General features: G+C 43.4%; 6 protein-coding genes. 5 read left to right on the plus strand and 1 reads right to left on the minus strand.

The window, feature by feature from the left end; translation table 11 throughout:
* Positions 1–80: 80 nt before the first annotated feature.
* From BDD30_RS22540 to BDD30_RS22550, 3 genes are all read left to right on the plus strand, one after another.
* On the plus strand, positions 81–1,082 hold the full coding sequence (locus BDD30_RS22540) for a LacI family DNA-binding transcriptional regulator (protein ID WP_015835153.1): 1,002 nt from the start codon (positions 81–83) through the stop codon (positions 1,080–1,082).
* Positions 1,083–1,239: 157 nt separating this feature from the next.
* Positions 1,240–2,694: a Na+/H+ antiporter NhaC gene (gene nhaC / locus BDD30_RS22545; protein ID WP_015835152.1), complete on the plus strand. Its 1,455-nt coding sequence runs from the start codon at positions 1,240–1,242 to the stop codon at positions 2,692–2,694.
* Positions 2,666–3,859, plus strand: a complete 1,194-nt coding sequence (locus BDD30_RS22550; protein ID WP_041382178.1) for a MalY/PatB family protein — start codon at positions 2,666–2,668, stop codon at positions 3,857–3,859. The genes nhaC and BDD30_RS22550 overlap by 29 nt, the downstream gene beginning before the upstream one ends.
* A gap of 112 nt (positions 3,860–3,971) precedes the next feature.
* On the opposite strand, the gene BDD30_RS22555 is transcribed toward BDD30_RS22550, so the two are convergent.
* The gene (locus BDD30_RS22555) at positions 3,972–4,184 is read right to left on the minus strand and encodes a helix-turn-helix domain-containing protein (RefSeq protein ID WP_036771320.1); all 213 of its coding nucleotides are present in this window, start codon (positions 4,182–4,184) and stop codon (positions 3,972–3,974) included.
* A gap of 887 nt (positions 4,185–5,071) precedes the next feature.
* Here BDD30_RS22555 and BDD30_RS22565 point away from each other — a divergent pair.
* Positions 5,072–5,752 (plus strand): helix-turn-helix transcriptional regulator, encoded by a 681-nt coding sequence (locus BDD30_RS22565; protein ID WP_015835150.1) that lies wholly within the window; start codon positions 5,072–5,074, stop codon positions 5,750–5,752.
* 1,226 nt (positions 5,753–6,978) lie between these two features.
* The gene (rtxA, locus tag BDD30_RS22575) at positions 6,979–17,571 is read left to right on the plus strand and encodes an MARTX multifunctional-autoprocessing repeats-in-toxin holotoxin RtxA (protein WP_015835149.1); all 10,593 of its coding nucleotides are present in this window, start codon (positions 6,979–6,981) and stop codon (positions 17,569–17,571) included.
* The last annotated feature ends 341 nt before the right edge of the window (positions 17,572–17,912 follow it).

Consider the following 17,912-nt stretch of genomic DNA (forward strand, 5'->3'; position numbering starts at 1 on the left):
AATCCTTTCAAGATAATCTGAATAAATTGGGATATGATGCCGTTCCACATTTATCATGCATAGCTGTTGAGGAAGGAAATATGGCTACAATGAAAGACGTAGCACATAAAGCTGGAGTATCCGTCGCCACTGTAAGCCGAGTTATCAATAACACTGCTTACGTTGAACCAGGTACGCGTGAACGTGTAGAGAGAGCAATGCGTGAATTTAACTACCACAGAAATTTTGCAGCGCTTGCACTAGCAAAAAGATGCGGGAATATGTTGGGCTTACTCACCGGTAATTTGGCCGATCCTTTTTTTTCCCTTTTAGCGCGCGGTGTTGAAGAAGTTGCTCGAAAGGAAGGGGTAAAACTGATGGTTTGTAGTGGTGGATATCAAGCCGGACTTGAGAAATCTGCCTTAGATTTTTTAATTAACCAAGGGTGTGAAGCAATAGTCGCTCATGTTAGTGGAATGAGTGATATAGATGTATTACGTTATGCCGCTCATACGCCAGGATTAGTGATTATCAATCGATATTTTCCTGCTATCGCCAACCGGTGCATCTGGTTAGATAATGTCAGCGCTTCTCAAGCCGCGACTAACCATCTGCTGCAAAATGGTCATCGCAAAATTGCTTGTGTCACAGCAGATCTACCGATCGATAATAGAAGGCTCCGCCTGGAAGGGTATCGTGCTGCAATGACTAATGCGGGTATCACAGTCCCTGGTAGTTGGGTTATTAGCGCTCCATTCAACGAAAAAGGTGGGGAACTGGCAGCAGAAAAGCTCTTAGAGAGCGGTATTGGTTTTACTGCGGTAGTCACGTTCAATGATGTTATGGCTGCCGGTATGATGAGATATCTACATCAACGAAAAGTCAATTTACCAGAACAACTGTCGATTGTTGGATTTGATGATATTGTCCCAGCCCGATATCTTTATCCACCTTTAACGACGGTACACAATCCAATAGAACGAATGGCTCAGAGGGCCGCTAATTTAGCATTACAGCTCAATGCCAAAAAAGAAGTGGCTCCACAAATGAATATGTTTTCAGCCAAACTTGTCATTAGAGATTCTGTTTTTTCGATAAAGTAAGAAAGCGTGCCAGACGAAATAAGAGTAAAAAGTGGAACACAGATCACATATTCATACTTCATGAAACTAATTACATGAACGAGTAACACCCCTCACATCTCATTCGGAACAAATTTATTATTCTATCTCAATAACCTATCCTCAACAGGGATTTTAAATGGATAACAAGAAACAGCTTAATTTAGGGCTTGCTATATTGCCGATTGTAGCAATGCTCTTACTTTTGATTATTGGCTATGGTCAATTGGGACTGCGCATTGAGTCCTTATTGCTTGTATCAGCAGGAATAGCGGCTGCTTTAGCGTATTGGCAAGGTTACCGTTGGAATGACGTTATCGATGCTATTGTGGCAAAGCTAGCCAAAGCGATGCCGGTGATGATGATACTGATTTGCGTAGGTGGGTTAATTGGGACTTGGATGTTCAGCGGAACCATTCCTTACATGGTGTATTGGGGGTTAAAGCTGATAAGTCCTCAATATATACTCATTGCTGCTTTCTTTATCACAAGTGTTATCTCAGTTTGCACTGGCACATCATGGGGGGCGGCAGGAACAGTCGGTGTTGCTCTAATGGGTGTTGCCGCGGGTCTTGATGTGCCTTTGGCCGCCGCCGCTGGTGCGGTTGTTTCAGGCGCGTATTTCGGCGATAAAATTTCACCGTTATCTGATTCAACTAACTTTGCGGCCATTGTCGCCGATACCGATCTCTACAGCCATATTCAACACCTGATGTATACCACTATCCCAGGCTTTGTTTTAGCGGCAGTGGTTTATCTCATCGCAGGTCACACAAGCTCAGTAGGTAGTGTGGCAACACCTGAAAAAGTCATGGAAATTGTTCAATCTCTTGAAAGCCTGTATCACTTCAATTTATTGCTGATTTTGCCACCGATACTGGTTTTGTGGGGAGCAATAACAAAACGTCCAGTAATACCCGTCATGCTTGCTGCCTGTGCATTGGCTATTGTGCTTGGCATCGGTGTTCAAGGACTCACCCTTAAACAGGGATTTAATGCGTTGATAGGTGGTTTCAATCTCTCGATGTTCTCTGATCAGGGATACAACATCACCGGGGTTGTTAGCGACGTCCCACGTTTGCTCAATCGGGGGGGCATGTCTTCGATGATGAGTACCGTCCTGCTTGCATTTTGTGCATTTGCGTTCGCCGGTGCTTTAGCACTCACTGGTGCCTTGACCGTCATCATTAACCGACTTCTACAAGTTGTTCACACCACCGGGCAACTTATCGCTGCAACTTTGGCAACAACTATTCTGGTAACGGGCGCAACCTGCAACGGAAAGTTGGCTCTCCTCATCCCGGCAGAGCTGTTCAAAGGGGCTTATCATCGTATGGGACTGGATAATAAAAATCTGTCACGGACCATAGAAGATGGTTGTACCGTCATAGAACCGTTGATCCCTTGGACTGCTGCCGGTATTTACATGGCGACTACGCTGGGGGTCAGTACGCTTGATCTTCTGCCTTGGGCTATTCAGTGCTACGCCGCTGTCTTTTTTGCGCTTATTTATGGTTTTACGGGATTCGGTATTGCAAGAGTGGCTCCGGAAAGTCCCTTAAAAAATGAGGAAACACAACGTGAAACTGCATGATTTCAATCAAATAATCGATCGCCACAATACGGGATCTGTTAAGTGGGACTTTTTAGGTCGTTACTTACAATTGGACCAGACAGATCTTCTCCCGATGTGGATTTCTGATTTTGATTTCCAATGCCCGGAAGAAGTCTTGCAAGCATTACGCACACGAGTAGGCCACGGTATTTTCGGTTATAGCGAACGCGACGATCACTATTACCAGGCTGCGATAGACTGGTTTTCAAGACGCCATCAATTGACCTTATACCGAGATTGGTTCACTTCAATAGAAGGTGTCGTACCTGGGTTGGCTTTACTGATACAAATGTTGAGTAAGCCGGGTGAGGGGGTCATTGTACAAGGGCCTTATTATGGCTCATTTGCTAAAATTATCACCATGAACGACAGGGTAGTTGTTGAAAATCCTCTACTTGAAAGCCCGGCGGGTTATAAAATTGACTACGGTCATTTAGAGCAAATGTTAGAGCAACACAGACCACCTTTGCTGTTGTTATGTAATCCACATAATCCTACTGGCCGATGCTGGGATCGTGACGAGTTGACTCGGCTATTAATACTCTGTAAGCAATACAGTACAACCGTTATTTCTGACGAAATTTGGGCTGATTTGGTTTTACCTGGGAAAACATTTACATCGGTCTTGCATCTGGGGAGCGAATGGCATAGCAATGTCATTGTCGCTACCTCAGCGAGTAAGGCATTTGGACTCTCGTCGCTTCGGATATCTAACTTTCTCATTCCTGATCCTGAGCTTCGGCGTGCCTTTAATGATCGATTAAATGCCCATGGATTAGATGTATTTAATGCACTATCGATGACCGCAGCTACCGCAGCATATCAACATGGCGATCTATGGCTTGATGGGCTACAAAACTATCTGGCGGAGAATCGTCGTTGGTTCGAGCAAACTATAATGCATACTGTTCCTTGGTGCCGAATGACTAAAGCAGAAGGCACATATCTTGCTTGGTTAGATTGTCGTGCTTTAGGTCTGGATGATGATGCTCTCCAGTTTGCTTTGTTACAGAAAGCTAAAATCGCGGTTTCGATGGGGCGGAGCTTTGGCGAGAAGGGCAAAGGGTTTATTCGGGTAAATTTGGGTTGCCCGCGTCAGTATCTTGAAAAGGTGATTTCCGGTTTAACTCAGTTAACACCATAAATAATTATGCCTGAGGTACAAACAGAATTTACATTTGTTAAAACCTCAGGCGATGAGTTCCCTTTTCGGATTTTATTGCGAGAAGTTAAGGCCAATTTTTGAGGATAATAATTTATTTAAAATATCTGCTTGGCCATATTTCAGAAGGTTCACAATTTAAAAAAGTGGCAATGATCCGTTCACCCTTTGGCCATGGGCGATGTAAAGCGTTTGATAAAGTGGATGATGCTAGCCCCGCTTCTCTTGAAATTGCAGACAAAGACGTTCCTCGTTTTTTAAGTGCTGCAATAATATCAGCTTTATGCCAATCAGATCTTTCGATCATTCCTGCTTCCCTCCTCAGGTTAGTTATTCAAGGTACTATGCTCATATCTGCTTCCTGTCTATCAGACTAATGTTTTTATATTGTTATACTCTTCATCTTTCAAGCTGCTGCTTTGTTGGCTGCGTTCACTTGCCGCCGCGCTGCAACTCGAAATCTATTGGGTATACAGCTTTTCCCCTGGGTCCGCATTAATGCGGAATACTAAAAAATGGCTGTGCTGAGATGTCAATCCTCTCTAAACACAGCAAATTCTCCGATAGGAAGAGAGATGATTATTGTTTGAAATGTTACATCTAATGACCAAAAGTTCACTAAAGAATCATATTAGTTCAGATATGAACTGCAAATATTCATAAAAGCGTTTTTTGGTCGCTACGACGTTCAAAAGTTTAGTTATTTTTAGAAATATTGGAAGCGTATGAAATACTTTAATGGACGTCTTAAAAAGCTCCGCTGGTCTAATGAGTGAGAACAGGAATGATAGTGCCGATTAAATCGACAAGTCAAATCGAGTTCCAATGTAATACCGAATGTGAAAATCTTTATACCCTTCATCTTTCAAGTTGCTGCTTTGTTGGCTGCTTTCACTCACCCCAGTCACATAGTTATCTATGCTCCCGGGGATTCGTTCACTTGCCGCCGCGCTGCAACTCGAAATCTATTGGGTATATGTCACATTCTATGTTTTCAATACCAATATATAGCCCATATAGTCATGTTGTATATGTTCAATCTTTAGTGAATCAAATGAACCATTTAAATAATTTCTATAAAAAATAATATTTGGCATTTTTATTTTTTTATGTTTATAATTAAATTGACAAATATATATATCCTTTGACTAACTTATTATATGATTTAGATTAAGAAAATAAAGGGACGATAATATGAGTAAAAAAGTGATTATTTCACCTCAAATAATTAATACATTAGCAGCAAGTCATGATCCTTGGGGAATAAAAGATAAAAACTCATGCTTCATTTACGGCAATAAAGCATTGAATGCGATTAAAAATTTTTCTGATTCATTTGATTTTGAAGGACTTTATGATGATGAACTTCCTTGGGATGGTGCTGAGTTTGCAAAGGAATATATTGCTCATGATAGAAAGGTAATGCGAGAAGAGAAATCATATGTTTCGCTCGAAACTCATATTTGGGGTGAAGTAAAAACCTTATCGTCTTATTTCTGTGAAAAAGCCCCTCTTTACCATGAAAATGGTGATTGCATTGGGATCATATATCACTTATGGAAAGCTCAAGATTATTCATTGACCCGTCTATACCATGGAAAACTCCCTGCCTCTATTATATTCCAGCCACCTACTGATTTATTTACCCAACGGGAATGGGATATTATTTTCCTCTCTTTGCACCATTATACCAGTAAGCAAATTGGCCGAATATTGAATATTTCCCATCGTACAGTTGAGAACTATACGGCATGGATATATAAAAAGATTGGTATTAGCTCTGGGCAACAATTGAAAGAATATTGTCGCCTGAATGATTTTGATCTCTATGTACCAGAAAGATTCTTACATCCAGAAAGCAGAATTTTTATTTGAATCGCAAATGATCGCGGTATTTTTATCAAGAGCTGTGCGATATCTCGGAGCAGTGGAAATATTCGAATAGAAAATGACAGTTTGCACTTTTCCACTTTCGTGCCTGCTTGATATAAAGTGGGTTGATATCTGTTATCCCCTTCATCTTTCAAGTTGCTGCTTTGTTGGTGGCGTTCACTTACTGCTGCGCTGCAACTTAAAATCTATTGAGTAGCATAAGTACAATAATTCATCAGACTTTTGCGATGCTATGGCAAGTAAACTGATAGCTTTCACTGCTTGGGGAACGCTGGATAAGCAGTTAATTTGTTTTTAATTCTATTTTCTATAAATTTTTATTTATGATACATTTTTGTATTTCCTTTGTTAATATTATGTTTTAATGATTTATCTTTATTTCATTTTTTTTATAAAAAAATTAGGCTATTATTGCTAGACAATATTTTTGCAGATGATTTGTTATTTTATTTACTGTAGATACTTTATTTCAATGAAATAAGTGAAATTTTTGTATATTCCTAATGCAGCAATGTTAATAATTTAACGTTATTAATTTGATTTATGAAGAAATTATTTAATAATATCAACGTAAACAATTAGTTATATTATAATTTGTATTATGATCTAATTTTGTTTTTATTATTTTATTTGCGTTTTTTGCATCAATGTGGGGATATGGGGCAATATATGGGGGGTAAACAGACTTTCTGATGGACAAATATTGATTTTGAGTTTTTGCTCTATATTATTTTATTTTACTTATTCATTTGACCATATTTTAGATATATAAACCCATTATATCTCTGGGCTTAATGTTTTTATTTCCTGATATATTGTGTTGTCTTTGTGAATAAATTTCTTTTTTTGGGGGGAATATGTTTAAAAAATTAGAACAAGTCACCTTTGATACTCGTGATAACAAAAGCATTTTCTCTCTTATATTCTTTGATTATATAAAGCATATACCCAATAGATTTCGAGCCGCAGCGCGGCGGCAAGTGAACGAATCCCCGGGAGCATAGAGAACTCTGTGACTGGGGTGAGTGAGTGCAGCCAACAAAGCAGCAACTTGAAGGATGAAGGGGATAACTAATTGATTGCTTTTTTGCCGTGGGAAGGTCAGAGGATTTGTATCGTCCGCGGGAAATTGGATTTTCAAAACAACTGCTGTATCTGTCCGATGCAGTGGTTTTCTATTTAACCTCAACTAAATTAAGGGATTGTTTATGGGGAAGTCATCAAACCGTAGTACAGAGTATTTCTTCACTGGAAAATATTACGATGATGATGATGGGAATAATATTGTTGCCATTGGAGTGGGAGGGGAGATTTATGCCAAAGGAGGGAATGATCATATTATCGTTGGTTCGCTAGGGGCAACAATCTATGCCAGTTCTGGTGATAAGACCGTAGATGGTGGTGCTGGATATTTAAAAATAGTGAATATTGACGGTGATCTGAATGTACATGGTGCCGCAGGTTACGCAAGTATTGATAAAAACGGTAATGGTAATATTTCATTTGCTGGTGCGGCGGGGGGTGTTTCTATGGATCACCGAGGAAGCCGTGGTAATCTAAATTTCTCTGGAGCGGCTGCTTATAATAGCCTGAGTCGTAAAGGTCAATCCGGTGATGTGGCGTTTAAAGGTATCGGCGGTTATAACGAATTATGGCACGAAACTAATCAGGGGAATTTAAACTTTGATGCCGCAGGAGCAGGTAATAAAATTGACCGTACTTGGTATGACCGTTATGAAGCAAGCCACGGAGATGTGATATTTGTTGGTGCAGGGGCAGCAAATAGCATCAGCTCGCGGGTTGAAAGCGGTAATATTGAGTTTACAGGTGCGGGGATTGATAACCACATTATTCGTAAAGGGAGAGAAGGCAATATTATCTTGCATGGTGCAGGAGCATCAAACCGTATTGAACGCTTGCGAGAAAGTAAAGACAAATACGAACAGACTAGCGGTAATATTGAATTTGAAGGAGCAGGTGGTTATAACCAAATTTATTCTGATATAGCGCATGGTGATATTAGTTTCTTTGGTGCCGGTGGTTACAATGAAATATCAAGAATAGGTGAAGATAGCGATTCGTATGATAAAGCTTTGGAATATGCTAAAGCGGAAGAAATTGTATTAGCAACGGCGAAGATGGGAGCCAATAAACCTCAGCAAGTGACAGGTATTAAATCAACAATTGAGCCTAATACTTATCTGTTTGCGTTTGCTGACGAAAAATCTACTAAGATCAGCAAGGTTCAGCTGAGAAATGATCCTGAAACCGGTAAACTTAATTATTACGCCACTTCATGGTGTAAAAATGGTGATCAACTCAAAAATCTGGCTACGGAATATATCTCTTTAGAGAATGGATTTGATGATATAAGCAATGATGATGATTACCGTCTTTTCAATTTAATCTTTGAACATCATCAACCGGTTATTATTCAGCATACGGTTGAAGAGGATTTGCAGGAAAATCAGTGGGTGACTTATGCCAGCGGGACTACCGCTAAAGCAGAAGATGTCACATTAATTGATGCAAAAATGCATGGGCGTTCAATCCACTCTGATGGTTTGATATTAGATGTTTCGGCAGTGAAATCGAATCGTCGGCCAAATACTTATGTTTACGCCAAATATGTCGAGTCATACACCAAAGTGGTCATGGTGGAGCTGGCGAATGATGCTAAAACCGGAGAGCTGAAATATTATGCCAGTGCGTGGTACAAAGCAGGCGACCATACCGGTGATTTGGCCAATGAAGATTTTTCACTCGAAAATGATTATCGTTCGATGGAGGCGGGGGGATACTCGCTGACTAAGCTTCAATATCAAGTCAATACCGTACGCCGTATCTCTGAACATTTAGAACATACTGAAGAATATAGTCATCAGGAACTGGTGCAATCATCTACGAATATTGGTGATAGCTCCGGTGATGTTAATTTTAGCGGTATAGGTGGCGGAAACGTTATTAAATCCAGTGTAATAAATGGCGATGTTAATTTTGAAGGTGATGGGGTTGCTAACATCATTCTTCATAGTTCGAGATTCGGTAATACGCATTTTGCAGGCGCTGGTGCTGCCAATATCATTGAGAAAAGTGGTAAAGATGGCAAGCTGACATTCCGTGGTGCAGGTTTGGCGAATGTACTTGTTCACCAGGGCCGGAATGGGGAAATGGATGTTTACGCCGCGGGTGCAGCAAATGTGCTGGTGCGTGTTGGTGATGGGCGGTATCTGGCTCATCTTCTGGCGGTTGGCAATATCTCAATCCATCAAGGCAATGGCGACAGCCGGGTGATGATGTTAGGGGGTTACAACACCCATACCCAAATAGGTAATGGCAGCGCGAATTGGTTAGGTGCCGGTGGTTTTAACGTCATGACTCAAACGGGTAAGGGGAGTTTGTCCTCGGTACTGGTAGGCGGCGCTAATGTATTGACCAAGCTTAGTCGAGGTAATTTGGTTTCCGGCATGCTCGGGGGAGCCAACATTATCACGCATATTAGTAGTGATAATGATATATCAAACACGACGGCAATTGCGTTGGGTGGCGCCAATATCCTGACCAAAAAAGGAAGAGGTGATACCGTTGCGCTGATGGGCGGTGGCGCAAACGTTCTGACTCACATTGGTAGCGGGAGTACCACAGGAGTGATGTTGGGTGGCGCCAATATCCTGACCAAAGTAGGTGATGATGACACCACGGGCATTATGTTTGGGATTGGTAATGTGCTGACCCATGTCGGTGACGGTCAGACACTGGGGGTTATGGCAGCAGCTGGTAACATCTTTACTAAAGTGGGAGATGGAACCGCAATTGCGGCCATGATCGGTGCTGGCAATATCTTTACCCACGTTGGTAAGGGTGATGCATGGGCGTTGATGGGTGGTCTGGGTAATGTCTTTACCAAAGTAGGGGATGGCAAGGCGCTGGCATTGATGATAGCTGCCGGCAATGTGTTTACCCATATTGGGGATGGGATGAGTGTTGCTCTGATGCTGGCGGAAGGTAATGTTGCGACCAAAGTGGGTAATGGTATGACCTTGGCCGCGATGATAGGTGAGGCCAATGTCATGACCCATGTCGGTAATGGTCAAACATTTGCCGCTATGATCGGGGAAGCCAATATTCTGACCAAAGTGGGTAATGATTTGACTATCGGCTTAATGGTTGGTGATGCCAATATCTACACTCACGATGGTGGTGGGGCAAGTATTGGTTTGTTTGCTGGTGAGTTGAACGTGATGACCAGAGTGGGTGATGGTACAACGCTGGCGGCAATGTTTGGTCAGGCTAATATCATGACGCATTCTGGTAAAGGCTTAACAGGCGTACTGGCACTGGGTGAGGCGAATATTGTCACCAAAGTGGGTGATGGTTTTATGGGGGTTGTGGCAGCGGCGGAGGCTAATGTTGTTACTCATGTGGGAGCATCAACGACTGCCGCCGTGCTACTCGGTAAAGGCAATATTCTGACCAAAGTAGGTAAAGGGACCGCGGTCGGTCTGCTTATTTCCGATGTGGGTAATATCATGACACACGTTGGTGATGGCACAACAGTTGGTTTCGCGAAAGGTCAAGCCAATATCATTACTAAAGTGGGGGAAGGTACAGGGATTAACGCCGTCTGGGGTGAGGCTAATGTCCTGACTCAGGTCGGTAATGGCGACCGCTACAATTTCGCCAAAGGTCAAGCCAATATCATTACCAAAGTGGGAGGAATGCGAGAAGTCACGGTAGTGCAGGGCGATGCCAACATTATCACCCATGTGGGTAACGGTGATGATTACACGGGAGCTTGGGGTAAAGCTAACATCATTACGAAGGTCGGCGATGGAAATAATGTGGTACTTGCCAAAGCTGATGCCAACATTGTGACTCAAGTCGGTAATGGTGACAGCTTTAATGCCTTGTGGAGTGAAGGCAATATCGTGACTAAAGTGGGTGACGGTACGCAGGTGACTGCGGCGAAAGGCAAAGCGAATATCACCACCACGGTGGGGGATGGTTTGAGCGTAACTGCGACGCATGGCAACCTGAATGTGAATACTAAGGTGGGTAATGGCGTTTCAGTCAATGCAGTATGGGGTGAATATAACGTCAATACCAAAGTTGGCGATGGTCTTAATGTTGCGATCATGAAAGGCAAAGGTAATGCCAATATTCATATTGGTGATGGTCTGGGTTTCAATGCCTCTTATGCTCGCAATAATGTGGCGATTAAGATTGGTAATGGTGATTTTTACAGTCTTTCTATTGCAGAAAGTAACACGCAAAGCAACAATCTCCCTTATCTGTTTAAAAATATTAAACAAACTGTATTAAATGTGGAAGGTAGCCATGCGATTAATTATCTAATCCATGGTGATGAGGCTAATACTTCTGGTGTCAGTAAAGGCCGGAAGGCGATTAACTTAACTGAAGTTTCTGCCCTTGATGGCTTCCAGATGGATAAGATTGATGAAGTTAGCTCCGATTTGGCTAATAACTTGCGTGGCACAATAACCCCGGTAGAAACGCCTGATTCTGAGGTTATTCAGAATGCCTTGCAGATTGGAGATAATGTTGGTTCAGCTCAGGATCAGACATCCCCGCAAGCTGATACGGTTATCAAACATGCGAAGCAGGATAAAGCCGCGCAAAATGTGTTAAGCGATAAAGAAAACGCTGAGATGAACCGTCAGCTCTTGGAACAAGAGAAAGATAAACAGTTTAAAGCGATTTCAAAGTCACAATTCCAACTAGAATCAACCAATCAAGATGCGCTAAATACCAATGGTCAAGTACAGCGTGATGCAATCAGTGAAGAGTCTAGAATGGTCACAAAAGAACTATTCTCCATGACTAAAGGGATGGATGCGCTTAATAACTATGGGAACTATGATGGCAAATCAGGTGATGAGTGGCGTAATCGGTTTGCTGTTGGATATCTGGATAACACCCAGAATAAATTAAATGATGTCAAACTTACGGCACAGGAAAAATTAGCTGATGCACGGCAGCATTTTATTAATAAACGAGACGTAATAAAAACAGCCCTGGAGAAATCAGAGGCAGGTTTAGGAAAAAGTCTCGAAAATATAGATAATGCAGACGAAGATATTGCAGATGCTAAGCAAAAAGCAGAGCAGAGAAAAGAAGAGGCATTATTACAAAAACAGCGGGCCGAAAAAGCTGAGAGTGATGCAAATACCGCGTATGAAAAGGCAAAACAGCGTGGTGAAAGAGACAGTACAGCGGCGGAAAATAAAGCGGCTCAGGCGCAGAAGAATGCCAAAAGCGTGAAACAGGCTGATGATGCCAAACCAGAGCGGGTCGGGGCAACGGGTAGCGGTTTATCTGGGGAAGCTTATACACCGCTTGCAGTGGAAAAATCGAAGAGTCATATCGATCCTGCATCGAAAACTGAAGCTGACGGTTGGATTAGTGAAGATTTAACATTAACAGCAGAAGATTTGGCTGCTTTGAATGATGCACAACAGGCAGTTAATCGGCTACAGCTCAACAAGGGCATCCGTTCAAAAAATACCGGGGCTTCGGTTACTTCCATGTTTACCGAGACATCATCCGGTGGCACGGTGGAATCAACCTTAAATCAGTCCAGAGAGTTAACCAGAAAAGTGCCGACGATTTCGGGTATTGATCTGCAAGGATTAGGGGGAAATAACCCTAACTCTCGTTCTTCTGTACTCAAAGAATTAGAGCTTGTCTTACTGAATAAGGGAGACAAACGGTTTATTGATTCTACTAAAAGACGTCTTGGTGCGATAAATACCGATCGGCCTAGTAAGGCGCTGGTGGCCGTGCGTGAAGTTTTTAACAGCACCGTCAAACAGCCCGATGAACAGCATGTATTGCAGCTTGAACAAGCGCTGGCTCATTGGCAGCAGCATGATCCCAAGGAATTTGCTCAACGTAGCAAGCTGGTGAAAAGCCTGCGTTTTGAGATGGGGGAGTTGGTTGCTCATCTTCAGGCTCAAAGAGCTGAGTCAGCCGGAATTTTGGGAATCGCTGTGGCCCCTGAGCAAGTGACACAGTTTGGTCAGGAGGTATCTTTCGACGGTTTCGGGCGTGTGGTGGGCCTGAAAGGTGATATTGCGCAAAGCGAAATTAATCGTCTCATTGATTTACAAATTAAGCCATTAACCCAGATTAATTCTACTGCGGAACGGGAAGCCCCTAAGACCGAAAGCGAAAGCCTTATCGTTTTCGTCAGCCGATTACAACAGGAAGCTATCCCAGAAGGTAAGCCATTGATTGAACGCGCCAGAGAACTTTGGCTTACCGGGCAAGTAACAAATGAAAAAACCAAAGAATTATTTAAGGATGCTGTTACCCAGTTGCAAACGCATCCTGAATTGCACACGTTGGCTCAGCAGCTATTGGCGGATGCCAACAAACAGAAGGCCACCGGACAATATATTGATAACGTGTTTGGCCGTCATTTTGATTCTGAACTGGCTTATGAATTGGTGAAAACGGCATCACCGGAGGCGAAAGATACCGCTGAACGAACTGGTAACTTCTTGGTACAGGACTTTGAGCAGTGGATAAGTCGTTTTTACCCTGAAGGCGTGGAACGTGACCAAAAAATTGCCGGCAAGATGCAAACTTTTGCCAAGGCTATTGATAAGGATTTTCGCCCTTGGTTCAGCCGAGTGCCTGAGGTAACGACATTCTTGGATGATCCAACTTTTGCCAATTTCAAGACCATGATGACCAAGGTTGATGATGGTTTTTCGGTGATTAAGGTACCGTTTTTGGCGGTAAAAATGGCGACCACTCCGGGAATGGGGATGGATAGTGCTGACTGGAAGAGAAAAGGGGATATTTTCTATCAGGATGTGATCACTAAAGCCCGTTCAACCAGTACTGAACTGACTACCGGGACGGATGTGACGCACAAAGTCGTTATCACGGAAAAGCAGACCAATGATTATGGTACGGCATTGCCCTACCAACCGGCGAATAACAAACATGACGACTTTTTGTATGGCAGAAAAGTTGCGGCAGGTCGAATTTTGGTCCCTGGACGGGAAACTGAATTTGAGCGTAATGCGTTAGCGCAAGGTCACTCTGTGGTGACAGGCGCGTCTGGCTCGACCAATATCATGGTTCACCTCAATAATTATATTGCCAGCAAGCAACCTAATTTCCCAACCGGGCAGAGCTATCTCAATACGCTGGCATTTTTGGTATTTGATGGTGGTCACTCTGTCAACGAAAGTCTGGCGGTTTACCAAGCATTACAGGCAACCGGTGATGAGCGTCAGAAGAAACTGAACAGCTACACCGCCAATTATCAGGATCTGGCAGAAATTGCCGGGGAAAATGGCAAGGTGTGGGTAAATCAGGCGCTGGATAATGCTTTTAAAGAAACTCAGGAGTTTTATCAGAAGTATGCGGTGGTAAAACCGCAAAACCGCCCTGCGATGGAAGACTTAGATGGGTTATCTGGCAAAAATAAAGAGGTAGAGCCGACGATTATCGACGACAGTCATCTGAACAAGCCAGTTGATGGCTGGCAAACGGTGGACGTGACGCCACAGATTGATGGCCGTGAAACCCGCTTTGAGGGTCAGATCATTCTTCAAATGGAGGATGACCCGATAGCAGCCAGAGCAGCCGCTAATCTGGCGGGTAAACACCCGGATTCCAGCGTGGTTATTCAACTCGACGCCAACGGTAAATATCGTGTTGTTTATGGCGATCTGTCTAAATTATCAAACAAATTACGCTGGCAGGTTGTCGGTCATGGTCGTGAGACGTCAGAGCAGAATAACATTCGTCTGAGTGGTTACAGCGCGGATGAATTGGCGACGAAACTAAAGCAGTTTTATCAGGAGGCTAAGCTGGGCGAGCAGGCTATCAGCAAACCCGAACACATTAGTTTGGTGGGCTGTTCACTGATTAGTGATGATAAGCGGGATGGTTTTGCCCGTCATTTTATTACCGAGTTGGATAAACAAGGTATTCGCAGTGATGTTTCAGCCCGTAGTAGCGAAGTTGCGGTTGACGCAACAGGCCGTAAATTTACCCGTGACAAAAATAACCAATGGGTCAACAACTTGCCTGATAACAAAATCGTATTGAGTTGGGATGCTGAGAATAAATTGATAACTCATACAGAACAGGTTCGTCGCGGTATTGCTGAAAGTGATATCAACCTTTCCAGAGTGGGGCACACAGAGGCTGATATGGCGATTAAAGGCGCGATTGCCGATAACGCCGAAGTTTTCATTAAGCCACAGAGACGTGAAAAGGTTAATACCAACGATAGTTCGCATAATCAGCTCAGTTACTCCGGAAATATCCAGGTGAATGTCGGTGACGGTGAGTTTACTGCGCTCAATTGGGGAACATCGAATGTAGGCATTAAAGTGGGAACCGGTGGTTTTAAATCGCTGGCTTACGGTGACAACAATGTGATGGTTCACATTGGTGATGGTGATAGCAAACATAGCTTTGATCTTGATGGCTATCAGGCGCTTGAAGGGGCGCAGATGTTTATTGGTAATCGTAATGTCAGCTTCAACCAAGGACGCAGTAATGACCTGATTGTGATGATGGATAAATCCATCCCAACGCCGCCGTTGGTCAATCCATTTGATGGTGCTGCCCGGGTTGCTGGTGTCTTGCAAGGTATTGCCCGTTCCGGTGACGAGCAGGATTGGTTAGCAGCACAAGATAGGCAGTGGACAATTGCAGGCGCGAAAAAGTTTGTGCGGGATATTTCTGGCTTGGATCAAACCAGCAGCGTGGACTATAACACACTGATTGAGCTGGATTCTCAGCATGAGCGGAGTAGCCGCGGTTTAAAATATGATGCGGAATTAGCACTGAATAAGAAACTTAACCAGTGGCTAGGCGAAAATGATAATAGTGTCGATACAAGCAAAATAAGCCGGGCAGATAAATTCCGTCAGGCTAATGAGAAGCTGGCTTTCAACTTTGCGGTTGGCGGGCGAGGAGCTGATATTCAGGTTACGGCCGGTAACTGGAACTTTACGTTCGGTGATAATATCCAGTCAATTTTAGACACCAACCTGGGTTCACTGTTTGGTCTGATGACTCAGCAATACTCGACAACGGGTATGGCGAGTACAACTTTCACCTATACCCCGCAGGATTTGCCGCGTCAGCTTCAGAATAAGCTGCTTGGCCGATTAGCGGGAGTGAGTGCAGATACCACCTTAGGGGATATCTTTGGTGTGGATTATACCGCGGAGGGGAAAATTACTTCCCGTACAGGCGAACTTGTTGATGGTAAGGCGATTTTGCGCGAGATGCTGGAAGTGATTAGCGAATTTGGCGGTGATCAACTGGAAGCTTTCACTAATCCAGAGAAGTTGCTGGATAGTTTAGAAGCCGGTATCAACGCGGGAGAAGATGGGGTTCGTACATTTGCGGAAAGTCATGGCTTGATAGAGAAAGCGCCTGATGAAAATCAGGAACAAAACGCAGTGGGTAGCATCAACGGAGAGAGTGCTCAGGCTAATAGCAAAGCAGAACGTGCATTTGGTTTTAACTCACTGAATTTACCTAACCTGTTTGCAACGATGTTTAGCGTCGATAAGCAACAAGAGATGAAGTTGTTAGTGACTAACCTAAAAGAGAACCTGACAGCGGATCTGCTTAATATGAAGCAGAAAACGTTTGATTTCCTGCGTAACAGTGGTCATTTGCAAAAAGATGGTGATGTTCATGTGTCACTGGGGAACTATAACTTCAACTGGGGCGGAGATGGTAAAGATCTCGGTGCCTATCTGGGCGATAACAACAACTTCTGGGGTGGTCGCGGTGATGATGTTTATTACTCACTAGGAACATCCAACATCTTTGCCGGTGGTGACGGCAATGATATGGGTGTTCTGATGGGGCGTGAAAACTGGATGTTTGGCGGTAAGGGTGATGATACCGCTGTGGTGGCCGGACGTATTAACCGTGTGTTTATGGGTGAAGGTAATGACCAGATGTTTGTCTTTGGTGAAGGCGGCTTCATTGGTGCCGGTAACGGGCAGGATTACGTCGTCACTTCCGGTAACTACAACCGGGTGGATACTGGGGCCGATCAGGACTATGCGGTGACCATCGGCAATAACAATCGGGTTGATTTAGGTGAAGGCAATGACTTTGCCAGAGTGTTTGGTAATGAGAACCGGATCGACGGTCATTCCGGCAATGATACGATTAAACTGATGGGCTACCATGCGGTGATTAATGGCGGAGACGGTGATGATCACCTGATAGCCGCTGCGATTTCGAAGTTCAGCCAGTTTGACGGCGGTGATGGTCAGGATTTGTTGGTGTTGGGAGGTTATCAGAACAGTTTCCAAGGCGGAGCAGGTGTAGATAGCTTTGTAATCAGCGGAGAGGTGATTGATAACCAGGTTAATGATATCAACGCGGAAGATATGATCCTGTTTAACGGTGTTGACTGGAAAAATCTGTGGTTCCAACGCAGTGGATATGATTTGGTGCTGTCAGTGAACCGTCATACTCAAGACAACAGCGTTTACACCGCTCAGGGACTTTTTGAATCGGTGGGTACCGTTACCTTTAATGATTACTTTAATGGCCATCGGGCCAAATTGGTGACGCAGATGGGGGATAAAGACAAATCAGGCGAGCGTGAATTTACGGCACTTTCTGACAATGCAGTTGATTCATTGGTTCAGGCAATGAGTAGTTTTTCTCCGGCTGCGGGTGATAATGGCTTTATTGGGAGTCTGGATAGTAAAGCGAGAATGGCGGTTACCACAGCATGGACGGATGTAACCATTGGTAAGGGGAAATTTGCGTAATTAATTCACTGTAATTAGCTGCCATAAAAATAAAAATGGCTCACAGAAATGTGGGCCATTTTTTTGAATTTTTATTCGGGAAACTATTTCTAAGTTTTATTTGTGAATGTTTTTATTAATTTATACCCTATGGATTTCAAGATGCATCGCGACGGCCAGGGAGCGAATCCCCAGGAGCATAGATAACTATGTGACTGGGGTGAGTGAGTGCAGCCAACAAAGAGGCAACTTGAAAGATGACGGGTATATTTATATTTTAATATTAAATTTGTGATATTTATTATAAAAAATTGACAAATATTTATACCCAATAGATTTCGAGTTGCAGCGCGGCGGCAAGT

The organism is Photorhabdus asymbiotica (assembly GCF_003634575.1).
Classification (GTDB): Bacteria; Pseudomonadota; Gammaproteobacteria; order Enterobacterales; family Enterobacteriaceae; genus Photorhabdus; species Photorhabdus asymbiotica.